Source organism: Streptomyces luteireticuli, assembly GCF_041519305.1.
Taxonomy (GTDB): Bacteria; Actinomycetota; Actinomycetes; order Streptomycetales; family Streptomycetaceae; genus Streptomyces; species Streptomyces luteireticuli.
In genome coordinates, this window is sequence record NZ_CP167927.1 from 2,585,045 (window position 1) to 2,607,819 (window position 22,775).

The following is a 22,775-nucleotide window of genomic DNA, read 5'->3' on the forward strand; positions in this document are numbered from 1 at the left end:
GCCGGGGAGCAGGGGCGCAGCCCCGGGGAAACGGCGAAAGGGCGGGCCAGGGGCACATCTCAATCCCCCGCCGGCGACGCATGCTCCGCCGCCGTCCGCGCGTCGATCTCCCGCCAGAACCCGGCCCGGATCGCATACCGGTCCCGCTCGTCGATCTGGTCGTCCTTGTGCGCGAGCAGCCCGAACCGTGCCGCGTACCGCAGCAGTTCCCCGTCGATCCGGTGCGGGATCCGCGGATACTCGGTCGACAGGTGCTGAAGCTGCGCGGAGTCCGTGATCCGCTCCGTCCACCGCCGGGCGAAGACCTGTCCGACCTCGAAGGGGTCACCGCCCACGGTGGTGATGTCCTCCTCCCGGTCGGCCCACCGCTGCTCGGCGCTGGTGAGCTGGGCGAGCGTCGGCAGCGCGGCGGCCTCCGGGGTCTCGCCGAGCCCGTTGGGGCCCGCGGCCCGGTCGACCAGCCCCTTGTCGGAGGACCAGCGCAGCGTCGCGTTGGGGGTCCCGACCGCCGGTGCGGGGACGGCCGCGGCGGGCCCGCCGGGCCCCTTGCCGAGGACCGCGAGGTCCTTGGGCGTGGGCACGGCCCGCGCCCCGGCCCCGTCGGACCGTTCACCGGCGGAGGCCGGCCGCGTCCCGTTGTGCGCGGGCTCCCCCGCCTCCGCCGGGGCCGGGGCGGCGGACCGCTCCGAGCCGGAGGTCTCCGGCAGCGGCGCGGACAGGATCGCGGCGATCTCGGGCTCGGGCGCCGGCGGCGGGGCGCAGGGCCCGGTGAGCTCCCGGGCCCGGACGGCCCGGGTGATCCAGGTGCGGTCCAGGACCCGTCGTTCGTCCGCCTCGGCGACGAGGTCCTCGGACTGGTTGTAGTCGCCGTCCGCGGCCTGGACGGCCCACAGATGGACGGCGACGCCGTGCTCCTTCGCGGACATCAGACCGGGCAGCAGGTCACCGTCGCCCGTCACCAGCACGATGTCCGAACAGGCCCGGTTCCGGGCGAGTTCGGTGAGTTCGGCGTGCATCGCCGCGTCCACGCCCTTCTGCGCCCAGCGGCCGTCGGCGCGGGTGAGGGCGCCGAGCCTGACGGTGACGCGGGGCATGACGCGGAGCCTGCGGTGCTCGGGCTGGGGTACCCGGTCGGGGGCGCCGTCGAACCAGTAGATGCGCAGCAGGGGCCGCTGGGTGTCGCCCTCGGCGCGCTCGCGCAGACCCTGGATGAGGGTCGTGTGGTCGACGGTGATGCGCGACCGGGCCGGTTCCCCGGCCAGCAGGCTCGCGGCGGCGCCCAGCAGATACCCGGCGTCCACCAGGACGACGCAGCGGTCCACGGTGCACCTTCTTCCGTATGTCCAGCTTGTCCAGATGTGCGGTCGCCCCCGGCACGACACCCGGCACGACAGCGCCCGGGATGTCACTGACTTTCCCAGGAGTCTGCCCGACCGCACGGGGGTTATCAGTCCGAACTGGATCATCGGCGTGGCGGATACGGGGTGAGACCGAGAAGCACCCCCATCACCCTTGGATATGCACCGAAATGCACGTTTCTTCAGACCGTGCAAGGGTGTGGAACGGGGAACACCCAGGGGGCATCCTTCACTGGAGGCACACCAGTCATGGCCAAGAACAAGAAGCAGGACCGGAGTCAGCAGAAGAGCAGCCCCGCGGAGCGCGGACAGCAGCAGGCACAGCAATCGGCCATGGAGGCCCAGGCGAAGAGCCAGGCGACCCCGTCCGACGTCGCACGGAAGCACCGCGAGAAGCGCTTCGGCCACAACTGACGATCACCACCGGCCGGCGCCCACAACTGACCGGCGCCCGGAAGCGCGTGAGGGCGCGCCCGCCACAAGCGGGCGCGCCCTCGGGCACGTACGGGGTGCTCAGCCCGCCAGACAGGACGGCCCGAGCAGCTGCTTCAGATCGCCGAAGAGCGCCGGGTCCGGGGTGACCCGGTGCCGGTCCAGGCGGAGCACCGTCGTCTTCCGCGGCCCCTGGAGCTTGATCCGCACCTCGGTGGAGCCCCGGTGGTGGGTGAGCACCTGCCCGAGCCGCTCCACCATCGGCGGGGTGACCTTGACCGTCGGGATGGTGATGACGACGGGCGCGTTGCTGCCCGCGTTGGACAGGTCGGGGACCATCAGCTCCATGGCGACCAGCCGCGGGATGTCCTCGCGCTTGTCGAGCCGGCCCTTGACGAAGACGACGGCGTCCTCGACGAGCTGGGTGGAGACCAGCTGGTAGGTGGCCGGGAAAAACATGCAGTCGATGGAGCCGGCCAGGTCCTCCACGGTGGCGATGGCCCAGGCGTTGCCCTGCTTGGTCATCTTGCGCTGGAGGCCGGAGATGATGCCGCCGATGGTGACGATCGCACCGTCGGAGTAGTCGCCGCCGGTGAGCTGGCTGATCCCGGCGTCGGCCTTGTCGTTGAGGACGTGCTCGATGCCGAAGAGCGGGTGGTCGGAGACGTAGAGGCCGAGCATCTCCCGCTCCTGGGCGAGCAGATACGACTTCTCCCACTCGATGTCGGAGAACTCCACGTCCAGCCCGAAGCCGGGCTCGTCGCTGTCCTCCTCGCCCATCCCGCCGAAGAGGTCGAACTGCCCCTCGGCCTCCTTGCGCTTGACCGCCACCACGTTGTCGATCATCGGCTCGTAGTGCGCGGTGAGGCCCTTGCGCGTGTGGCCCATCTCGTCGAACGCACCGGCCTTGATCAGCGATTCGACGGTGCGCTTGTTGCAGACGACCGCCTCGACCTTGTCGAGGAAGTCGGGGAAGGAGGTGTACTTCCCCTTGGACTTGCGGCACTTGATGATCGAGTCGACGACGTTCTGGCCGACGTTGCGGACGGCCGTCAGGCCGAAGAGGATCACGTCGTCGCCCTGCGCGGCGAAGTTCGACTCGGACTCGTTGACGTTCGGCGGGAGCACCTTGATGCCCATGCGCCGGCACTCGTTGAGGTACGTCGCCGACTTGTCCTTGTCGTCCTTGACGGAGGTCAGCAGAGCGGCCATGTACTCGGCCGGGTGGTTGGCCTTGAGGTAGGCGGTCCAGTAGGAGACGAGTCCGTACGCGGCGGAGTGCGCCTTGTTGAACGCGTAGCCGGCGAAGGGGACCAGCACGTCCCAGAGGGCCTGGATGGCCTCGTCGGTGTAGCCGTTCTTCCGGGCACCGGCCTGGAAGATGGTGAAGTTCTTCGCCAGCTCCTCGGGCTTCTTCTTGCCCATCACACGGCGGAGGATGTCGGCCTCGCCGAGCGAGTAACCCGCGATGATCTGGGCGGCCTTCTGGACCTGCTCCTGATAGACGATCAGGCCGTAGGTGACGGCCAGGACCTCCTCGAGGGGCTTCTCCAGCTCCGGGTGGATCGGGGTGATCTCCTGCTGGCCGTTCTTGCGCAGCGCGTAGTTGGTGTGCGAGTTCATGCCCATCGGGCCCGGCCGGTACAGGGCGGACACGGCGGAGATGTCTTCGAAGTTGTCGGGCTTCATCAGCCGCAGCAGGGACCGCATGGGCCCGCCGTCGAACTGGAAGACGCCGAGGGTGTCACCGCGCTGGAGCAGTTCGAAGGTCGTGGGGTCGTCGAGCGGGAGGGCCAGGAGGTCGATGTCGATCCCCTTGTTGGCCTTCACCATCTTGACGGCGTCGTCCATGATCGTGAGGTTGCGCAGGCCGAGGAAGTCCATCTTCAGCAGGCCGAGCGACTCACAGCTCGGATAGTCCCACTGCGTGATGGTCACGCCGTCGGAGTGCCTGACCCAGACCGGGACATGGTCGGTGATCGTCTCGCTGGACATGATCACGCCGGCCGCGTGCACACCCATCTGCCGGACCAGGCCCTCGACGCCCATGGCGGTGTCGATGACCTTCTTCACGTCCGGCTCGTTCTCGTACATCCCGCGCACCTCGCCCGCCTCGCTGTAGCGCGGGTGGTTGGGGTCGGTGATGCCGGAGAGCGGGATGCCCTTGCCGAGGACGTCGGCGGGCATCGCCTTGGTGATGCGGTCGCCCATGGCGTACGGATAGCCGAGGACGCGTGCGGAGTCCTTGATGGCGTTCTTGGCCTTGATGGTGCCGTACGTGCCGATCATGGCGACCTTGTCGGCGCCGTACTTCTCGGTGACGTACCGGATCACCTCGGCGCGCCGGCGCTCGTCGAAGTCGATGTCGACATCGGGCATCGAGATGCGCTCGGGGTTGAGGAACCGCTCGAAGATCAGGCCGTGCGGGATGGGGTCGAGGTCGGTGATGCCCATCGCGTAGGCGACGATCGAACCGGCCGCGGAGCCTCGCCCGGGGCCGACGGCGATGCCCTGCTTCTTGGCCCACATGATGAAGTCGGCGACCACGAGGAAGTAGCCCGGGAAGCCCATCGAGATGATGGTGTCCATCTCGTACTCGACCTGCTTCATGCGGTCCTCGGGGATGCCGCCCGGGAAGCGGCGGTGCATGCCCCGCATGGTCTCCTCGCGGAACCAGGTGACCTCGGTGTAGCCCTCGGGGATGTCGAACTTGGGCATCAGGTTCCGGAACTGGAACATGCCCTCGGTGTCGATCTGGTCGGCGACCAGCTGGGTGTTGGCGCAGCCCTCCTGCCAGGCGTCCGAGGAGTCGATGGCGTACATCTCCTCCGTGGACTTCAGGTAGTAGCCCGAGCCGTCGAAGCGGAAGCGGTCCGGGTCGGAGAGGTTCTTGCCGGTCTGGATGCACAGCAGGGCGTCGTGGGCGGCCGCCTCGTGCGCGTAGGTGTAGTGCGAGTCGTTGGTGACCAGGGGCGGGATGCCGAGCTTCTTGCCGATCTCCAGCAGTCCGTCGCGGACCCGGCGCTCGATCTCGATGCCGTGGTCCATCAGCTCCAGGAAGTAGCGGTCCTTGCCGAAGATGTCCTGGTACTCGGAGGCCGACTTCAGGGCCTCGTCGAACTGGCCGAGGCGCAGCCTGGTCTGCAGCTCGCCGGAGGGGCAGCCGGTGGAGGCGATCAGCCCCTCGGACCACTGGCTGATGGTCTCCTTGTCCATCCGGGGCCACTTGGTCAGCCAGCCCTCGGCGTAGGCGTCCGAGGACAGCCGGAAGAGGTTGTGCAGACCGGTGACGTTGGCCGCCCAGATCGTCTTGTGGGTGTAACCACCCGAACCGGAGACGTCGTCCCGCTTCTGGTGCGGCTGGCCCCACTGGATGCGCCGCTTGTTGCGCCGCGACTCGGGCGCCACGTACGCCTCGATGCCGATGATCGGCGTGATCTCGGCCTTCTTGGCCTGATGGAAGAAGTCGTACGCGCCGTGCAGGTTGCCGTGGTCGGACATGGCGATGTGTGTCATCCCCATCTCCTTGCAGGCGCTGAACATGTCCTTGAGCCGCGCGGCACCGTCCAGCAGGGAGTACTGCGTGTGGACGTGCAGGTGCGTGAAGGGCGGCTTGCTCACGGTGGACGACCTCCGGCGGGGCGGTTCGGGGACAGGGGGCGGCACGGCAGTCTTGAAGGTTACCGGCCTGCGGCGGGCGGTACGGCGGGCCCACTGGACGCGGACGGCACGAGGGATATCCCGAACGGGCATTCGACGACGTCGATGGCGAATCTCTCTTTAGCCGCCACTTACCTCAGAACGTGCCAGACTCGCATGCATGGACATATCAGCGGCACGGCCGAGGGCGCTCCGCGCGGCCCTCTTCACGGCGCTGTGCCTGCTGCTGTCCACCGCCTCCCATGTGCTGCTGTCCGGACGGCAGCTTCCCGTGCCCGTCGTCGGCGCGGCCGGTGCCGGGGTCTTCGCCCTGGCCTGGGCCCTGGCCGGCCGGGCCCCCGGCGCGTACCGCTACGGACCGGTCGCCGCCCTCCTCGTCCCGCTGGAGCTCGCCCTCGGCGCGGCCTTCGGCGCCGGCCAGGACACCTGCTACGACGCGGACGGGCACCCGCTGCCCGGCGCGCTCGGCGCGATCTGCGGCGGCAGCGGCGTCGGCACCCCGCTCGCCCGTCTGGCGGGCCCCGGCTGCGCCCCCTGGCTGCTGCTCGCCGGCCATGTCGCCATCGGCCTGCTGGCCGCCGGCTGGCTCGCCCGGGGCGAGCGGGCCCTGGTCCGGCTGCTGCTCGCGGCCGCGGCGGCCGCCTTCCGGCCGCTGCGCGCCGTCCGCGCCACCGTGCCCGCCCCCGCCCCGCGCGGCCGGGCCGTCCTCCCCGTCCGCCTCCCGGCGGCCCCGTCCGGGCCCTTGCTGCTCCACTCCGTCGTCAGACGCGGGCCGCCCGCCCCGCCCGTCCCCGCCTGACCCCACGACCTCACCACACGGAGCAGTACCACCATGAGCAAGCGCAACACCTGGGAGAACAAGCAGTCCGCCCGCGAGCGGCTGAAGGCCGAGCGCGAGCGCCAGGCCAAGAAGGACAAGACCAAGCGCCAGCTGATCGTCGGCGGCTCGCTCGTCGGCGTCCTGGCCGTCGCGGCCGGCATAGCCGTCGCCGTGACCCAGATGGGCGGCGGCAGCGGCAGCAACTCGGAGTGGTCGGCCGCCGCCAAGAAGACCCTCGTCAAGCCGGCCAACACCTCCGGCGAGAACGGCACCGAGATCGTCATCGGCGACAAGAACGCCAAGCACACCCTGGAGGTCTACCAGGACATGCGGTGCCCGATCTGCTCGGTCTTCGAGCAGAACGTCGGCCCGACGATCGACAAGGACGTCAAGGACGGCACGTTCAAGGTCTCGTACCACATCGGCGCCTTCCTCGACCGGAACCTCGGCGGCACCGGAGCCAAGAACGCCCTCAGCGCCGTGGGCGCCGCGCTCAACGTCAGCCCGGAGGCGTTCACCGAGTACAACAAGGCGCTCTACGCCAAGGAGAACCACCCCGAGGAGACCAAGGACGACTTCGCGAAGGACGACACCCTGCTGAAGATCGCCCAGCAGGTCCCGGCCCTCAAGGGCAACAAGGACTTCGAGAAGAACGTCAAGGACGGCACCTTCGACAAGTGGGCCCTGACGGTGTCCGACGCGTTCGACAAGAACAAGGACATCACCGGCACCCCCACCATCAAGCTGGACGGCAAGAAGCTGACCGCCGAGGGGAGCCAGAACCCCCCGATGACGGCCGACCAGTTCACCGCAGCGGTAAAGGCGCAGATCAAGTAGGCATCTGAGCCGTTCCCGGCCGGGCTCCCGCCCTCCCCGGATGATGCCGAATCTTGACACGACAATCACGGCGTGTCGTGGCACACTTCCCGGTTATGAGGGGGACGGGAGTTCGGTTGCGGGCGCTGCGCGCCGGGCTGTTCACCGCACTGTGCGTGACCCTGTCCGCCGCCTCCCACGTCCTGCTCACCCGGCTGCCGCTGCCGGTGTCCACCGTCGCCGTGCTGTCGGCCGCGTTCTTCACGGTCGCCTACGCGATGGCCGGCCGTGAGCGGGGCTTCTGGCACATATCCGCGCTGCTGGTCCCGCTGGAGCTGGCCGCGGACACCGTCTTCACCACCGGCCAGCACGCCTGTTACGGCGCGGCGGGCGGCCCGGTCGCCGGCCCGCTGCGCTCCATGGGCATCGACCTCGTCTGCCGTGGCGGCGAGGTCGGCACCCCTCTGGCCCGTATGGCCGCGGGCCGGGACACCGCGGGGACGCTGGACTCGGCGCTCCCCTGGCTGCTGCTCGCCGGCCATGTCGCCGTCGGCCTGCTGGCCGCCGCCTGGCTGCGCCGCGGCGAGGTGGCCCTGGCCCGGCTGCTGCGGGCGGTGGCCTCCTTCGCGTTCCGCCCGCTGCTGCTGGTGGCCGCCGCGCTCGGCGCGGCCCTGCGGCCCGGCGGGGCGATCGTGCGCCCCGCGCGCGACACCCTTCCCGCGCCCGCGCTCCCCCTGCTCGTGCACTCCGTCGTACGGCGGGGTCCTCCCCAGGCCCGCACCGCCTGAGCGAGAGGTCCCCGCACCATCCGTACGACCACCAGGAGAACACCATGAGCAACCGGAACAACCCCCAGAACAAGCAGGCCGCGCGCGAGCGGCTGCGCGCCGAGCGCGAGCGCCAGGCCAAGAAGGACAAGACCAAGCGCCAGCTGATGGTCGCCGGCTCCCTCGTCGTCGTCCTCGCCGTCGCGGGCGGCGTCGCCTACGCGGTGACGCAGATGAACAAGTCCGAGGACGGCCAGTGGAAGACCGCCGCGACCAAGACGCTCGTCAAACCGGCCAACACCTCGGGCGAGAACGGCACCGAGGTCGTCATCGGCGACAAGAACGCCAAGGAGACGCTCACGGTCTACGAGGACCCGCGCTGCCCGATCTGCTCCATCTTCGAGCAGAACTCGGGGAAGAAGCTCCGTGAGGACGTCAAGAACGGCCGCTACAAGGTCCGTTACATCCTGGCGAACTTCATCGACGACTCCCCCGCCAAGGGCACGGGCTCGAAGAACGCCGTCAGCGCGCTGGGCGCCGCGCTCAACGTCAGCCCGGAGGCGTTCGCGGACTACAAGGAAGCGCTGTACTCCAAGGGCAACCACCCCGACGAGACCGACGACGCCTACGCCGACGACAAGAAGCTCCTCGACATCGCCCAGCAGGTGCCCTCGCTCAAGGGCAACAAGGACTTCGAGAAGAACCTCAAGGACCACACCTTCGACCGCTGGGCGCTGGAGCTCGGCAAGCTCATGGGCAAGGACGGGGTGAAGGGCACCCCGGCCCTCGTCCACAACAAGAAGCAGCTGACCGCGCCGGGCACGGACAACCCCCCGATCATGGCCGACCAGTTCACCGCCACGATCGACGCGGAATTCGGCAAGAAGAAGTAACCGGGCGTCAGGGGAACGGCCCCGGGCGGCCGTTCCCCTGCCTTCCCCACCCACCCCGCATTACCCGGGCATTACCAAAGCGTTAAGGTAATCGCCCGTGAATCTCCCCATATCCCGCCGCACTCTCGTCACGTCCGCAGCAGCGACCGCCGCGCTGCTGGGCGTGTCCCCGGCCCGCGCGGCCGGCGGTGACCGGCCCGCGTTCCTCCACGGCGTCGCCTCCGGCGACCCGTTGCCCGACGGCGTCCTGCTGTGGACGCGCGTCACTCCCGTCCCCGACGCCACACCCGGCTCGGGCCGGGGCCCGGACACCGAGGTCACCTGGGAGGTGGCCGAGGACGCCGCCTTCGGCCGGATCGTCGCCACCGGAACCGTCACCGCGACCGCCGCCGCCGACCACACCGTCAAGGCCGACGTCCGCGGACTGCGCCCGGCCACCGGCTACTTCTACCGCTTCACGGCCGGCGGCACCGCCTCCCCCGCCGCCCGGACGCGCACCGCCCCCGCCCCCGACGCGGCGCCGGACGGCCTGCGCTTCGGCGTGGTCTCCTGCGCCAACTGGGAGTCGGGGCACTTCTCCGCCTACCGTCACCTCGCCGCCCGGCGCGACCTGGACGCCGTACTGCACCTGGGCGACTACATCTACGAGTACAAGTCCGGCGAGTACCCCGCCGCCAAATACGTCGTACGGAAGCACGAGCCCGAGCACGAGATCGTCACCCTCGCCGACTACCGCGTCCGGCACGGCCGTTACAAGACCGACCCCGACCTCCAGGCGCTGCACCACGCACTGCCGATGGTCGCCATCTGGGACGACCACGAGTTCGCCGACAACGCCTGGACGGGCGGGGCCACCAACCACACACCCGGGGCCGAGGGCGACTGGAAGACCCGCATGGCCGCCGCCAAGCAGGCCTACTTCGAGTGGATGCCCGTACGGCCGTCCGTCGCCGGCACCACCTACCGCCGGCTGCGCTTCGGCCGCCTCGCCGACCTGCACCTGCTGGACCTGCGATCCTTCCGCTCGCAGCAGGCCAAGCCCGGCAGCGGCACGGTGGACGACGCCTCCCGCACCCTGACCGGACGGGCCCAACTCGACTGGCTGAAGGAGGGGTTGGCCGCCTCCGACACGACCTGGCGGCTCGTCGGCAACCCCGTGATGATGTCCCCCGTCGCCTTCGGCGCCATGCCGGCCCATCTGCTGCGCCCCCTCGCCAAGCTGCTGGGCCTGCCCGCGGAGGGCATCACCGTCAACACCGACCAGTGGGACGGCTACACGCACGACCGGCACGAGCTGCTGGAGCACCTCACCGGCCGGGGCATCCGCAACACGGTCTTCCTGACCGGGGACATCCACATGGCCTGGGCCAACGACGTACCGGCGAAGGCCGCGACGTACCCCCTGCTCTCCCGCTCCGTCGCCACGGAGTTCGTCGTCACCTCCGTGACCGCCGACAACCTCGACGACACGCTGCACGTCCTGCCGCACACGGTCTCCCTCCCGGCGGTCGCCGCCGTCAAGGCCGCGAACCGGCACGTGAAGTGGGTCGACATGGACTCGCACGGGTACGGCGTGCTGGACGTGACGGCGGAACGGGCGCAGATGGACTACTACGTCCTCGCGGACAAGCGGGACCCCAAGTCCGGTGCGTCCTGGACACGTTCGTACCGGACGCGGTCCGGGACGCAGCGGGTGGAGCGGGTGAAGTCGCCAGTGCGATGAGCTTCCCTCAAGCGCCGGACGAGTTGACTGTTTGCGCCCGGGCGCGCAATCCAGCCCGTCCGGCGCTTGAGGACGAGCGGCGAAGCCGCGACAACGGGGTCCGGGGCGGAGCCCCGAAGCAGGGGCGCAGGGGGCGCAGCCCCCGCCCACCGCGCGGCAGCGCGGTGTGGGGCCCCGGGGCTCCGCCCCGGAAGAAACGGTGAAAGGGCGGGCCAGGGGCAAATCTCCCCCCAGAGCAACCCCCGCGCGCCTCAGCCCCCGGAAACCTCCTCCAAAAACCCCAGCGCCACCCGCCAGGCCCGCTCCGCCGCCGCCTCGTCGAAGTCCGGAAGCTCCGGATCCGTGAACAGATGCCCGGCACCGCCATACCGATGCACCTCCACCTCCGCCCCCGCCCGCCCCATCCGCAAATACCACGCATTGAGCCAGTCATGCGGCTCGAACGGATCCGGATCCGCGACATGCAGCTGCACCGGCAGCTCGTCCACCGCCGCGTCCTCCGCCAGGTCCGACGTCCCGTGGAAGAGCAGCAGGCCCCGCGCCCGCTCGTCCCCCAGCGCCAGGTTCTGCGCGATCGACCCGCCCAGCGAGAACCCGGCGTACACCAGCCCCCGCTCGGACAGCGGCGCCACCGCACCGATCGCCCGGCGGAGCAGCTCCTCCCGGCCGATCTCCTCCTTGATCGCCATCCCGTCCTCGACGGTCTCCGCCGTACGCCCCTCGTAGAGGTCGGGGACATGCACCTCGTAGCCGGCGCCACGCAGCCGCTCGGCCGCCGCATGGACGGCCGGCCGCAGGCCGTAGGCCGAATGGAACAGAACAATCGGGGGAGGAGACGGCACCGGAGTCACTGAGGAGTCACTTCCTTGCAGATGTGGCCACACGCCGGATCGGATCGCGTGGCCTCCATCGTGCCAGCTACGGTCGAAGGGGGCGCGCCCCGGCCTGTCCGGCGGAAGGCCGGCAGAAGGCCGGAAGGAGGCCGAGGCCCATGGCGGAGGACATACTGCGCCCCCTCGCGGTCGTCGTCGGCGCCGTACTCGTCACCCTGTTCGTCGGCCGGGTCGCCGACCGTACGGTGCGCACGATCGCCGAACACCACCCCGAGGCCCCGCTGTGGCGCCTGCTGCGCCGCTGCCGGACGCCCCTGCGCCTGGTGCTGTGCACGGCGCTGCTGCGCACCGGCCTCGGATCCGCCGGGCTCGCCGGCGAGTACCAGGAGCCGGCCGGCCGGCTGCTGAACCTCGTCCTCGTCGGCGCCTGCGCCTGGCTCGCGGCCCGCGTGGCCACCGCCGTCGTCGAGGCGGGGTACGCGCGCTACGCCGCCGGCGAACGCGACCCCGCCCGGACGCGCCGGGTGCGGACGCAGGTCACGCTGATCCGCAGAATCGTCACGGCGGTGATCTGCGTCGTCGCCCTGGCGGCGATGCTGCTGACGATCCCGGGCATGCGCGCCGCCGGCACGTCCGTCCTGGCCTCGGCCGGGCTGATCGGCGTCGTGGCCGGGGTGGCCGCCCAGTCCACCCTCGCCAACGTCTTCGCCGGACTGCAGATCGCCTTCGGCGACATGGTGCGCATCGGCGACACGGTCGTCGTGGGCGGCGAGTGGGGCACCGTCGAGGAGATCACGCTCACCTACCTCGTGGTGACCACCTGGGACGAACGCCGGATCACCATGCCGGTCTCGTACTTCACCGGCCGGCCCTTCGAGAACTGGTCGCGCGGCAACCCCCGGATGACGGGCACGGTCTTCCTCCACCTGGACCACTCCGCCCCGCTCGACCTGATGCGCGAGCGGCTGCACCAGATCGTGAAGGACGCCCCGGAGTGGGACGGCCGGGCCTGGAGCCTGGTCGTCACGGACACCACACCGTCCACGCTCCTGGTACGGGCCCTGGTGACGGCCCGGGACGCCGACGACATCTGGACCCTGCGCTGCCTGGTGCGCGAGCGGCTCGTGGAGTGGCTGCGCCGCGAGCACCCGTACGCGCTGCCGCGGATCAACACCGCGGCCGCGCCGGGTGCACAGGACGCGCCGGACCGCCGGCAGACCCCGCCGGCCTCGGACGACATCGGCCCGGGACCGGGCCCGGCGTGAGGCGCGGTCACATCCCCCGCAGCGACTTCACGTCCAGGTGCCGCAGCACCCGGTCCACCACCTCCGGATCCATCCACGGCTCGCTGCGCGCGTCGAGCACCGCGTGCCGCGCCGCCGAGAGCAGATCGGCCTGGATGCGCTGGATGGTGTGCAGCCGATGGACGCGCTGGGCGTGCGCCTCGCGCCGCTCGTCGTCGACCATCTCGGGGCTGATGCGGGCGCCGATGTCGTAGGCCCGCCGGTGCAGCATCTCCCTCAGGTCCTCGGAGAGCTCCTCCTCCTGCTCGATCTCCAGCAGCCGGTGCCGGGCCGCCTTGGCGGCGCGGACGGCCAGCTGCCGCTCCAGCTCCCGGGTCCAGTCGGAGTCGGAGCGCACCCCGAGCAGTGCGACCAGCCGCGGCAGCGTCAGTCCCTGGACGACGAGCGTGGCGATGATGACGGCGAAGGCGATGAAGAGGATCTCGCCCCGGGCCGGGAAGGGCGACTTGTCGTCCTTGGTCAGCGGGATGGCCAGGGCGAGCGCCACGGAGGCCACGCCGCGCATCCCGGACCACCACATCACGAGGGTCTCCCGCCAGTTCGTCAGGACCTCCTCGTCGATGTCGCCGCCCTTGTGCAGCCGCTTGGCCAGCCAGGCCGCGGGCAGCAGCCACAGCAGCCGCACGCCGACCACCACGGCGACGACGATGCCGCCGATGCCGAGCATCTCGGCCCAGCGGCCCGAGACGGTGGCGACGGCATTGTGCAGTTCGAGGCCGACGAGGCCGAAGGCGACGCCGGTGACGAGGGTGTCGACGATCTCCCAGAAGGTGTGTCCGGCCAGCCGTCCCAGGACGTCGTCGGCGTCGCTCGCGAACTCGGCGAGGTAGAGCGCGGTGGTCAGCACCGCGAGCACCCCGGAGCCCTTGAACGACTCGGCGAGGGCGTAGGAGACGAACGGCACCAGCAGGGTGAGCCCGATCTGGAGCGTCGCGTCGCCGAGGATGTCCATCAGCCGCTTGGCGACCCAGCCGAGCAGCAGACCGACGGCGACGGCCACGACGGCGGAGATCACGAACTCGACGACCGCCCTCGGCAGCGAGAAGCTGCCGCTGACGGCCGCCGCGATGGCCACGTGGTAGAGCACGATGGCGGTGACGTCGTTGAAGAGCCCCTCGCCCTCCAGGATGGAGACCAGCCGGCGCGGCAGCCCCAGCGAGCCCGCGACGGCCGTCGCGGCGACGGGGTCGGGCGGGGCGACGAGCGCGCCCAGCGCCACGGCCGCGGCGAGCGAGATCCCCGGCACGATCATGTTGGCGACGGCGGCGACCGCGGCGGTGGTGACGAAGACGAGCGCCACCGCCAGCAGGAAGATCGGCCGCCGGTTGGCCGCGAACTGCCGCCAGGAGGTGCGCTGGGCGGAGGCGTAGAGCAGCGGCGGCAGCACCAGCGGAAGGATGAACTCCGGCGGGATGTCCACATTGGGCACGAACGGCAGCAGGGCGAGGACGATCCCGCCCAGCGTCATCAGCACCGGCGGCGGGAGCCCCAGCCGGTCCCCCAGCGGCACCGTGACGAGTGCCCCGAGCAGCAGGACGAACAGCAGGGCCAGCTGGTCCACGAGTGCCCTCCGCGCCGCCTGGGGAACAGTCGTTCACCTCAGCGTGCCATGGAACGGGCGCTACAGCTTCTTGGTCATCGCCCGGTGCGGGATCCCGCTGCCCTCGTCGAACTCCGGCCCGTACGCCGCGTACCCCAGCCGCTCGTAGAAGCCCAGCGCGTGCGTCTGGGCCTCCAGGTAGACCCGCTCCAGCCCGCGCCGCCGCGCCTCGTCCTCGACGGACCGGACCAGGGCGGCGCCCACCCCCGTGCCCCGCGCGGCGCGCACCGTGGCCAGCCGTCCGAGGACGGCCGTGACGTCGTCGTCCACCCCGGCCCGGGCGTACTTGCGGCGCGCGGGCGCGCCGTACAGGAAGCGGACGGTGCCGAGCGGCCCGTCCTCCCCGCCGGCCAGCAGGTGGACGGCCTCGGCGTCGTAGGCGTCCATCTCCTCGGCCTCGGGGATCTCCTGCTCGACGACGAACACCTCACGCCGCACCGCGAAACAGTCCGCGAGGCCCTCCGGCCCGACGACCCGGATCACCGGGTCGCTCACGAGCTCTCCGCGCGCACCGTCTCCAGCGCGTGCCGCAGGTCCTCGGGGTACTCGCTCTCGAACTCCACCCAGCGGCCGTCCGAGGGGTGCTCGAAGCCGAGCCGCACGGCGTGCAGCCACTGGCGGGTCAGCCGCAGCCGCTTGGCCAGCGTCGGGTCGGCGCCGTACGTCAGGTCGCCGACGCACGGATGCCGGTGCGCGGACATGTGCACCCGGATCTGGTGCGTACGCCCGGTCTCCAGCTTGATGTCGAGGAGGCTGGCGGCCCGGAACGCCTCGACGAGGTCGTAGTGCGTGACGGACGCCTTGCCGTCGGCGATGACGGCCCACTTGTAGTCGTGGTTGGGGTGACGCCCGATGGGCGCGTCGATCGTCCCGCTCATCGGGTCCGGGTGGCCCTGGACGAGCGCGTGGTAGCGCTTGTCGGTGATCCGCTCGCGGAACTGGTGCTTCAGGTGGGAGTAGGCCCGCTCGGACTTGGCGACGACCATCAGGCCGGAGGTGCCGACGTCCAGCCGGTGCACGATGCCCTGGCGCTCGGCGGCGCCCGAGGTGGAGATCCGGTAGCCGGCGGCGGCCAGACCGCCGATCACGGTGGGACCGGTCCAGCCGGGGCTCGGATGCGCCGCCACCCCGACCGGCTTGACGATGACGACGATGTCCTCGTCGTCGTGGACGATCTCCATGCCCTCCACGGGCTCGGCCACGACCTGCACCGCCGCGGGCGGCGCCGGCATCTCGACCTCCAGCCAGGCCCCGCCGGTCACCCGGTCGGACTTCCCGGCCTCGGCCCCGTCGAGCTGGACCTTGCCCGCGGCCGCGAGCTCGGCCGCCTTGGTCCGGGAAAACCCGAACATACGGGCGATGGCGGCGTCGACGCGCTCGCCCTCCAGACCGTCGGGTACGGGCAGGGCGCGGATCTCGGGAATCGTGCTCACCCGTCGAGTATGCCGGACGGGTGACGACGGCCCGTAATCACGGTGATCAGTCCCGGTGGACCGAGCCGTCCGGGTCGAGGCCCCGGAAGGAGAGGATCACGATGAGGAAGCCGCCGCAGACGATCGCCGAGTCGGCGAGATTGAAGACCGGGAAGTGCCCGACGGCGATGAAGTCCACCACGCCGCCCTCGAAGCCGCCGGGCGCCCGGAAGAGCCGGTCGGTGAGGTTGCCCAGCGCGCCGCCCAGCAGCATGCCCAGGGCGATGGCCCACGGCAGGCTGTAGAGCTTGCGGGCGATGCGGGCGATCACCACGATCACCGCGGAGGCGATGACCGTGAAGATGATGGTCATCCCCTCGCCGATGCCGAAGGCGGCCCCGCGGTTGCGGATCACGTTGAACTGCAGCCAGCTGCCGATCAGCTCGACCGGGTCGTGGTGCTCCAGCCTGGCCACCACCGCCAGCTTGCTCGTCAGATCGATGAGGTAGGCGCAGACCGCGACGGTGAACAGCACGCCGATCCGGCGCCCGCCCCGGGGGCCGGGTGCGGCCGGCCCGCCGGTCTCCTCGACGTCCCCCGGCGCACCGGTGGACCTTCCGGTCTGCTCCGCCTCTGTCACGTGAGTCCTTCGCTCCTGCCCGTCGCCCGCGCACTGCTGTTTCCAGTGGGGCCCGGGTGCACTGCCCGACCGATGACGAGGGTACGGCACGCCACCCCTCCCGGGGTCAGCGACGTTCCTGCCGCTGCTTGCACTCGACACACAGCGTCGCCCGGGGAAACGCCTGCATACGGGCCTTGCCGATGGGCCGGCCGCAGCTCTCGCAGAGCCCGTACGTGCCCGTGTCCAGCCGGCCGAGCGCACGCTCGGTCTGGTCCAGCATCTCGCGGGCGTTGGCGGCGAGCGCCAGCTCGTGCTCCCGGGCGATGTTCTTCGTCCCGGTGTCCGCCTGATCGTCCCCCGCGCCGTCGCCCGAGTCCCGCATCAGCCCGCTGACCGCCTCCTCGGCGGTGTGGATCTCGCCGGTCAGCCGGCTCACCTCGCCCTCCAGGACGGCGCGGGCCTCGGCGACCTCGGCGGCCGTCCACGGCTCCTCCCCCGGCCGTACCGCCAGCCCGCCCTTCCCCCGCGCCGCGGGCACCTTGGCGAGCACGTCCTCGGCCTTCTCAGCAGCCACGGTTCCGACTCCCGTCTCCTCGGGGACCCCCGCCGCCCCGGCCCTGGATCCCGGGGCGGCAGCCTTCCTGACCGGCGCGGCCTTTCCGACCGGCGCAGCCTTCTTGGCCGCCGCCTTCTTCGCCGGAGCGGCAGCCGTGGCGGTCTTCGCCGCCGTCTTCCCGGCGGTCTTCTTCACGGTCTTCTTCGCGGTCTTCTTCACCGCAGCCGGCTTCTCGGCCGCAGCCTTCCCCGCACCGGCTCTCTTCACGGCAGCACCACCGGAAGCGGCGGCCTTCTTGGCCGGAGCAGCCGCCTTCGCGGCGGCCTTCTTCACAACGCTCTTCTTCGCGGCGGTCTTCTTCGCGGCAGTCGTCACCGCCGCCTTCTTCACCGCCGCCTTCTTCTGGGGTTTCTGGGCCTTCTTCGCACCCGCATCCGCGACCTTCTTGGTCACGGCCTTCTTCCCCGCGGCGGCCGCGGCCGCGCACACCTTCACCCCACTCCGCCCCACCGCCCCACCGGCCACGACGCCCGTCGAGGATTCCTGCGCCATGACCGCGACCCCTTCACATTTTATGATCTTGCGCGCGAATCGTGCGGGAACGATAAATCGCCCCAGGGCACGCGGCAACGGGGCACGCCGGTCCCCACCCTTGTGCCCCGCTCCCGGCCCCATAACCGAAAGGGCGCACCAGGACGTCAACCGGAGCCGATATCCGGTCGGCCGACCCGGGCCACGCCCCGTACACTGGGCGGAGCGAAAGGCGTGGAAGGGACGAGTAACGCCGTACGCAGCCATCAGCGACCCGGGGACGGTGCGAGCCCGGGGGTGTGCGCGGCGCGAAGATCAGCCCGGAGCCGCCGGAGGAACGCCCTGCCCCCAGGGTCAGTAGAACCGGCATCGCGACCCCAATGAGGGGGCCGGGGGCCGTACGGCCCGTGGCCAAGGAGGGTGGTACCGCGGGAGCGAGCAACGCGCCTCTCGTCCCTCCGACGGACAGCGCACAACCGTCCCGCCGGAGGAAGCCGATGACGCAGTACCGCCAGGTACCCGCTCAGGTCGACCTGCCCGCCCTGGAGCACGCCGTGCTCGAGTTCTGGCGCGAGCAGAAGATCTTCGCCCGTACCCTCGAACAGTCCGAGGGACGCCCCGAGTGGGTGTTCTACGAGGGCCCGCCCACGGCGAACGGCATGCCCGGCGCGCACCACATCGAGGCCCGCGTCTTCAAGGACGTCTTCCCGCGCTTCCGCACCATGCAGGGCTACCACGTGGGCCGCAAGGCCGGCTGGGACTGTCACGGCCTGCCGGTCGAGCTGGCCGTCGAGAAGGAGCTCGGCTTCTCCGGCAAGCAGGACATCGAGGCGTACGGCATCGCCGAGTTCAACGCCAAGTGCCGCGAGTCCGTGACCCGGCACACCGACGCGTTCACCGAGCTCACCACCCGCATGGGCTACTGGGTGGACCTGGACGACGCGTACCGCACCATGGACCCGGACTACGTCCAGTCCGTCTGGTGGTCGCTGAAGGAGATCTTCAGCAAGGGCCTCCTCGTCCAGGACCACCGCGTGGCCCCCTGGTGCCCCCGCTGCGGCACCGGCCTCTCGGACCACGAGCTGGCGCAGGGCTACGAGACGGTCGTGGACCCGTCCGTCTTCGTCCGCTTCCCGCTGACCTCCGGCCCGCTCGCCGGCGAGGCGTCCCTCCTCGTCTGGACGACGACGCCCTGGACCCTCGTCTCCAACACCGCCGCCGCGGCCCACCCCGACGTCACCTACGTCGTCGCCACCGACGGCACCGAGAAGCTGGTCGTCGCCGAGCCGCTGCTGGAGAAGGCCCTCGGCGAGGGCTGGACGGCCACGGGCCAGTCCTTCACCGGCCGCGAGATGGAACGCTGGGCGTACCAGCGCCCGTTCGCCCTGGTCGACCTCGAGGACGCCAACTACGTCGTCAACGCCGAGTACGTGACGACCGAGGACGGCACCGGCATCGTCCACCAGGCCCCGGCCTTCGGTGAGGACGACCTCCGCACCTGCCGCGCGTACGGCCTCCCGGTCGTCAACCCGGTCCGCGCCGACGGCACCTTCGAGGAGCAACTCCCCCTCGTCGGCGGCCAGTTCTTCAAGAAGGCCGACGAGGCGCTCACCGCCGACCTCGACGCCCGCGGCCTGCTGTTCAAGCACGTCGCGTACGAGCACAGCTACCCGCACTGCTGGCGCTGCCACACCGCGCTGCTCTACTACGCGCAGCCCTCCTGGTACATCCGCACCACGGCCATCAAGGACCGGCTGCTCCAGGAGAACGAGAAGACCAACTGGTTCCCGGACTCCGTCAAGCACGGCCGCTTCGGCGACTGGCTCAACAACAACATCGACTGGGCCCTCTCCCGCAACCGTTACTGGGGCACCCCGCTCCCCATCTGGCGCTGCGAGCAGAACCACCTCACCTGCGTCGGCTCCCTCGCCGAACTCTCCGAGCTCACCGGCACCGACCAGAGCAGCCTCGACCCGCACCGCCCGTACATCGACGACGTCACCTTCCCCTGCCCGACCTGCCAGGAGACGGCGACCCGCGTCCCCGAGGTCATCGACGCCTGGTACGACTCGGGTTCCATGCCGTTCGCGCAGTGGGGCTACCCGTACAAGAACAAGGAGCTCTTCGAGAAGCGCTACCCGGCGCAGTTCATCTCGGAGGCCATCGACCAGACCCGCGGCTGGTTCTACACCCTGATGGCCGTCGGCACCCTCGTCTTCGACAAGTCGTCGTACGAGAACGTCGTCTGCCTCGGCCACATCCTCGCCGAGGACGGCCGGAAGATGTCCAAGCACCTGGGCAACATCCTCCAGCCGATCCCGCTGATGGACCAGCACGGCGCCGACGCCGTCCGCTGGTTCATGGCCGCCGGCGGCTCCCCGTGGGCCGCGCGCCGCGTCGGCCACGGCACGATCCAGGAGGTGGTGAGGAAGACCCTCCTGACCTACTGGAACACCGTCGCCTTCCAGGCCCTCTACGCCCGCACCGCAGGCTGGTCCCCCTCGGCCGCCGACCCGTCCCCGGCCGACCGCCCCCTGCTGGACCGCTGGCTGCTGGGCGAACTCAACACCCTCACCGACCAGGTCACCCAGGCCATGGAGGCCTACGACACCCAGCGCGCCGGCAAGCTGCTGTCCGCGTTCGTCGACGACCTGTCCAACTGGTACGTCCGCCGCTCGCGCCGCCGCTTCTGGCAGGGCGACGCGGCCGCGCTGCGCACGCTGCACGAGGTCGTCGAGACGGTCACCCGCCTGATGGCCCCGCTCGTCCCCTTCATCACCGAGCGGGTCTGGCAGGACCTGATCGCCCCGGTCACCCCGGACGCCCCGGAATCGGTCCACCTCTCCACCTGGCCGACCGCCGACACGTCCCTCATCGACCCGGACCTGTCGCGCCAGATGACCCTGGTCCGCCGCCTTGTCGAGCTGGGCCGCGCCACCCGCGCCGAGTCCGGCGTGAAGACGCGTCAGCCGCTCTCCCGCGCCCTGGTCGCCGCGACCGGCTTCGAGTCCCTCTCCGCCGAACTGCGCACCCAGATCACCGAGGAGCTCAATGTCTCCTCCCTCGCCTCCCTCTCCGAGGTGGGCGGCTCCCTGGTCGACACCACCGCCAAGGCCAACTTCCGTGCCCTGGGCAAGCGTTTCGGCAAGGGCGTCCAGGCCGTGGCCAAGGCGGTCGCCGCAGCGGACGCGGCGTCCCTCTCCCTCGCCCTGCGCGAAGGCAACGCCTCGGTCGTCGTGGACGGCGAACAGGTCCCCCTCTCCCCCGACGAGGTCATCATCACCGAAACCCCCCGCGAGGGCTGGTCGGTGGCCTCCGACTCGGGTGCGACCGTCGCCCTCGACCTGGAGATCACCCCGGAACTGCGCCGCGCCGGCCTGGCCCGCGACGCGATCCGCCTCATCCAGGAGGCCCGCAAGAACAGTGGCCTCGACGTCGCCGACCGCATCGCCCTGCGCTGGCAGTCCACCGACGAGGAGGTCCGCACGGCCCTGGCCGACCACTCCTCCCTCATCGCGGACGAGGTCCTGGCGACGGACTTCGCGACGGGCGAGGCGGACGAGACGTTCGGCGCGCCGTTCGAGGACGAGCCCCTGTCCCTGACGTTCCGCCTCCGCAAGGCGTAACCCCTCAAGCGCCGGACGGGCTGAATATCAGCCCGTCCGGCGCTTGAGGACACCCGCGCGGAGCGCAAAGAAACGGTGAAAGGGCGGGCCAGGGGCAAACTCCCCCCACAGCAACCACCGTTGCCCCCGCACACACAAACGGGCCGGGCCCCTGGGAAACTCCCAGGGGCCCGGCCCGTAATTGCCCGACGACAAGCGCCCTAGAGGGCGCAGCCCGTCAGTTGTCGTCCTCGTCGATCAGGAACCCACGCATCGGCGAGGGAGCCTGCATCGGCTGCGGCCCCTGCGGCCGCACTGGCGCCATCGGCTGCGTCATCGCGGGCGACATCTGCTGCTGCCCGCCGTACGACGGGTTGCCCGACTGACCCGGACCGCCGCCCATGGACGAGTTGCCGCCCATGCTGCTGTGACCGCCCATGCCCGCACCGGCCGATGCCATGGACCCGCTCATCGAGGGGGCCGGCGGCAGCGACGGCGCGCCGGTGGCGCGCGGCGGGGCCAGCGAGTCGTCCGCCTGGTTCTCCAGCTGACGCAGCTGGCTCTCCAGGTAGGACTTCAGCCGCGTACGGTACTCGCGCTCGAAGCCGCGCAGGTCCTCGACCTTGCGCTCCAGCGTGGCGCGCGCGGACTCCAGCGAGCCCATCGCCACGCGGTGCTTCTCCTGCGCGTCCCGCTCCAGGGCGTCGGCCTTGGCGCGGGCGTCCCGCTCCAGACCCTCGGCACGGCTACGGGCCTCGCCGACGATCTTGTTGGCCTCGGAGCGGGCCTCCGCGATCGCCTGATCGGCCGTCTGCTGTGCGAGCGAGAGCACGCGGGCCGCGCTGTCGCCGCCCGGGCCCTGACCCGGCTGGGGCAGCTGGGGACCGGGGCCGCCCATCGGACCGCCCTGGCCCATCGGACCGGGACCGCCCTGACCCATGGGGCCGGGACCACCCTGACCCATCGGAACAGGACCGCCCATGGGGCCGCCCTGGCCCATCGGGCCGGGACCACCCTGACCCATCGGACCGCCCATCGGGCCACCCTGGCCCATGGGGTTCTGACCCATGGGACCCGCACCGTGCGGGCCCTGGGGACCGTGGCCGTGTCCGCCCGGCCCGGCCGGCAGCTGCGGGGCACCGCCCGGCAACTGCGGCGGGCCGCCCATCTGCTGCTGGTTCGGCGGCACCGGCTGCGGGCCGGATATGGCGGCGGGCACGGGAGCCCCGGGACCGGTCCGCTGGTCCTGCGGCTCCGGCTTGCGCATCCCCTGCTGCTGGTTCTGCGCCGCGGCACGGGTCGCCGCCGCCAGCTTGGCGCGCAGGTCCTCGTTCTCCCGGAGCAGGCGGGTCAGTTCGGCCTCGACCTCGTCGAGAAAGGCGTCGACCTCGTCCTCGTCATAGCCTTCTCGGAGACGGACGGTCGTGAACTGCTTGTTCCGCACGTCCTCGGGGCTCAGCGGCATCTCTTCTTCACCTCAACGTAGTCGTCGGCAATCGGCAAGACCGTATCGTTCACAGCCGCGTTCACAGCCGCTCCACGACGGTGATCAGGATGTAGACGATGATCATCAGTACGAAGAAGGACAGGTCGAGCGCCACGCCCCCGAGACGCAGCGGCGGGATGAACCGCCGCAGAAGCTTGAGTGGCGGATCGGTGACAGTGTAGGTGGCCTCAAGGACGACCACCATCGCCTTACCGGGTTGCCACGAGCGGGCGAACTGGAAGACGTAATCCATCACCAACCGGAAGATGAGCACGATCAGGAAGACGTACAGCGCGATGTAGACCACCTGCCGTGCGATGTCCATCCCGCGCTTCCCTCTCCCCTCACCGTGTCCGG

18 protein-coding genes are annotated in these 22,775 nt (G+C 70.9%); 8 read left to right on the top strand and 10 right to left on the bottom strand.

Annotated features, from left to right (window positions below; genetic code table 11):
* Positions 1–59 precede the first annotated feature (59 nt).
* A complete protein-coding gene (locus AB8735_RS10890) occupies positions 60–1,322 on the bottom strand; it encodes an NYN domain-containing protein (RefSeq protein WP_344024368.1) in 1,263 nt (420 codons plus the stop codon).
* Between the two features lie 285 nt (positions 1,323–1,607).
* Between AB8735_RS10890 and AB8735_RS10895 the strand changes: the two genes are divergently transcribed.
* Positions 1,608–1,772: a hypothetical protein gene (locus AB8735_RS10895; protein WP_344024370.1), complete on the top strand. Its 165-nt coding sequence runs from the start codon at positions 1,608–1,610 to the stop codon at positions 1,770–1,772.
* Between the two features lie 99 nt (positions 1,773–1,871).
* Here the strand turns inward: AB8735_RS10895 and dnaE are convergent, their stop codons facing one another.
* On the bottom strand, positions 1,872–5,411 hold the full coding sequence (gene dnaE, locus AB8735_RS10900) for a DNA polymerase III subunit alpha (protein ID WP_344024372.1): 3,540 nt from the start codon (positions 5,409–5,411) through the stop codon (positions 1,872–1,874).
* Between the two features lie 199 nt (positions 5,412–5,610).
* On the opposite strand from dnaE, the gene AB8735_RS10905 reads away from it, so the two are divergent.
* The 5 genes from AB8735_RS10905 to AB8735_RS10925 all read left to right on the top strand — a co-directional run bounded on the left by AB8735_RS10905 (position 5,611) and on the right by AB8735_RS10925 (position 10,469).
* On the top strand, positions 5,611–6,249 hold the full coding sequence (locus AB8735_RS10905; RefSeq protein WP_372406902.1) for a hypothetical protein: 639 nt from the start codon (positions 5,611–5,613) through the stop codon (positions 6,247–6,249).
* Positions 6,250–6,282: 33 nt separating this feature from the next.
* Positions 6,283–7,107, top strand: coding sequence for a thioredoxin domain-containing protein (locus AB8735_RS10910; protein WP_344024376.1), 825 nt, complete (start codon positions 6,283–6,285; stop codon positions 7,105–7,107).
* A 95-nt stretch (positions 7,108–7,202) separates the two neighbouring features.
* A complete protein-coding gene (locus AB8735_RS10915; protein ID WP_372406904.1) occupies positions 7,203–7,874 on the top strand; it encodes a hypothetical protein in 672 nt (223 codons plus the stop codon).
* A 44-nt stretch (positions 7,875–7,918) separates the two neighbouring features.
* Positions 7,919–8,746: a thioredoxin domain-containing protein gene (locus AB8735_RS10920; protein WP_372406906.1), complete on the top strand. Its 828-nt coding sequence runs from the start codon at positions 7,919–7,921 to the stop codon at positions 8,744–8,746.
* A 97-nt stretch (positions 8,747–8,843) separates the two neighbouring features.
* The gene (locus AB8735_RS10925; protein WP_344024382.1) at positions 8,844–10,469 is read left to right on the top strand and encodes an alkaline phosphatase D family protein; all 1,626 of its coding nucleotides are present in this window, start codon (positions 8,844–8,846) and stop codon (positions 10,467–10,469) included.
* A gap of 251 nt (positions 10,470–10,720) precedes the next feature.
* Here the strand turns inward: AB8735_RS10925 and AB8735_RS10930 are convergent, their stop codons facing one another.
* Positions 10,721–11,311 carry a dienelactone hydrolase family protein gene (locus AB8735_RS10930; RefSeq protein WP_372406908.1) on the bottom strand — a complete coding sequence of 197 codons (591 nt, stop codon included), beginning with the start codon at positions 11,309–11,311 and terminating at the stop codon, positions 10,721–10,723.
* Between the two features lie 149 nt (positions 11,312–11,460).
* Between AB8735_RS10930 and AB8735_RS10935 the strand changes: the two genes are divergently transcribed.
* Positions 11,461–12,567, top strand: coding sequence for a mechanosensitive ion channel family protein (locus tag AB8735_RS10935; protein ID WP_372406909.1), 1,107 nt, complete (start codon positions 11,461–11,463; stop codon positions 12,565–12,567).
* 7 nt (positions 12,568–12,574) lie between these two features.
* Here the strand turns inward: AB8735_RS10935 and AB8735_RS10940 are convergent, their stop codons facing one another.
* From AB8735_RS10940 to AB8735_RS10960, 5 genes are all read right to left on the bottom strand, one after another.
* The gene (locus tag AB8735_RS10940) at positions 12,575–14,167 is read right to left on the bottom strand and encodes a Na+/H+ antiporter (RefSeq protein ID WP_344024387.1); all 1,593 of its coding nucleotides are present in this window, start codon (positions 14,165–14,167) and stop codon (positions 12,575–12,577) included.
* A gap of 60 nt (positions 14,168–14,227) precedes the next feature.
* Positions 14,228–14,701, bottom strand: a complete 474-nt coding sequence (locus AB8735_RS10945; RefSeq protein WP_372406912.1) for a GNAT family N-acetyltransferase — start codon at positions 14,699–14,701, stop codon at positions 14,228–14,230.
* Positions 14,698–15,639: an RluA family pseudouridine synthase gene (locus AB8735_RS10950; RefSeq protein ID WP_372406913.1), complete on the bottom strand. Its 942-nt coding sequence runs from the start codon at positions 15,637–15,639 to the stop codon at positions 14,698–14,700. The genes AB8735_RS10945 and AB8735_RS10950 overlap by 4 nt, the downstream gene beginning before the upstream one ends.
* 46 nt (positions 15,640–15,685) lie before the next feature.
* On the bottom strand, positions 15,686–16,258 hold the full coding sequence (gene lspA, locus AB8735_RS10955) for a signal peptidase II (RefSeq protein ID WP_344024394.1): 573 nt from the start codon (positions 16,256–16,258) through the stop codon (positions 15,686–15,688).
* Positions 16,259–16,364: 106 nt separating this feature from the next.
* Positions 16,365–17,348 (bottom strand): TraR/DksA family transcriptional regulator, encoded by a 984-nt coding sequence (locus AB8735_RS10960; RefSeq protein WP_344024396.1) that lies wholly within the window; start codon positions 17,346–17,348, stop codon positions 16,365–16,367.
* 476 nt (positions 17,349–17,824) lie between these two features.
* Here AB8735_RS10960 and ileS point away from each other — a divergent pair, with 476 nt between their 5' ends.
* Positions 17,825–20,953 (top strand): isoleucine--tRNA ligase, encoded by a 3,129-nt coding sequence (gene ileS, locus AB8735_RS10965; protein WP_372406917.1) that lies wholly within the window; start codon positions 17,825–17,827, stop codon positions 20,951–20,953.
* Between the two features lie 217 nt (positions 20,954–21,170).
* Here the strand turns inward: ileS and AB8735_RS10970 are convergent, their stop codons facing one another.
* On the bottom strand, positions 21,171–22,397 hold the full coding sequence (locus AB8735_RS10970; protein WP_344024400.1) for a DivIVA domain-containing protein: 1,227 nt from the start codon (positions 22,395–22,397) through the stop codon (positions 21,171–21,173).
* A gap of 61 nt (positions 22,398–22,458) precedes the next feature.
* Complete coding sequence (locus AB8735_RS10975) at positions 22,459–22,743, bottom strand: YggT family protein (RefSeq protein ID WP_004955828.1); 285 nt, start codon at positions 22,741–22,743, stop codon at positions 22,459–22,461.
* Positions 22,744–22,775 lie beyond the last annotated feature (32 nt).

Excerpts from the sequence above, each read along its gene's own strand:
- AB8735_RS10905 (WP_372406902.1), top strand. The coding sequence starts at position 5,611 with ATGGACATATCAGCGGCACGGCCGAGGGCGCTCCGCGCGGCCCTCTTC.
- AB8735_RS10935 (WP_372406909.1), top strand. The coding sequence starts at position 11,461 with ATGGCGGAGGACATACTGCGCCCCCTCGCGGTCGTCGTCGGCGCCGTA.
- AB8735_RS10960 (WP_344024396.1), bottom strand. The coding sequence starts at position 17,348 with ATGGCGCAGGAATCCTCGACGGGCGTCGTGGCCGGTGGGGCGGTGGGG.
- AB8735_RS10910 (WP_344024376.1), top strand. The coding sequence starts at position 6,283 with ATGAGCAAGCGCAACACCTGGGAGAACAAGCAGTCCGCCCGCGAGCGG.
- AB8735_RS10920 (WP_372406906.1), top strand. The coding sequence starts at position 7,919 with ATGAGCAACCGGAACAACCCCCAGAACAAGCAGGCCGCGCGCGAGCGG.
- AB8735_RS10975 (WP_004955828.1), bottom strand. The coding sequence starts at position 22,743 with ATGGACATCGCACGGCAGGTGGTCTACATCGCGCTGTACGTCTTCCTG.
- AB8735_RS10970 (WP_344024400.1), bottom strand. The coding sequence starts at position 22,397 with ATGCCGCTGAGCCCCGAGGACGTGCGGAACAAGCAGTTCACGACCGTC.
- AB8735_RS10895 (WP_344024370.1), top strand. The coding sequence starts at position 1,608 with ATGGCCAAGAACAAGAAGCAGGACCGGAGTCAGCAGAAGAGCAGCCCC.
- ileS (WP_372406917.1), top strand. The coding sequence starts at position 17,825 with ATGACGCAGTACCGCCAGGTACCCGCTCAGGTCGACCTGCCCGCCCTG.
- AB8735_RS10915 (WP_372406904.1), top strand. The coding sequence starts at position 7,203 with ATGAGGGGGACGGGAGTTCGGTTGCGGGCGCTGCGCGCCGGGCTGTTC.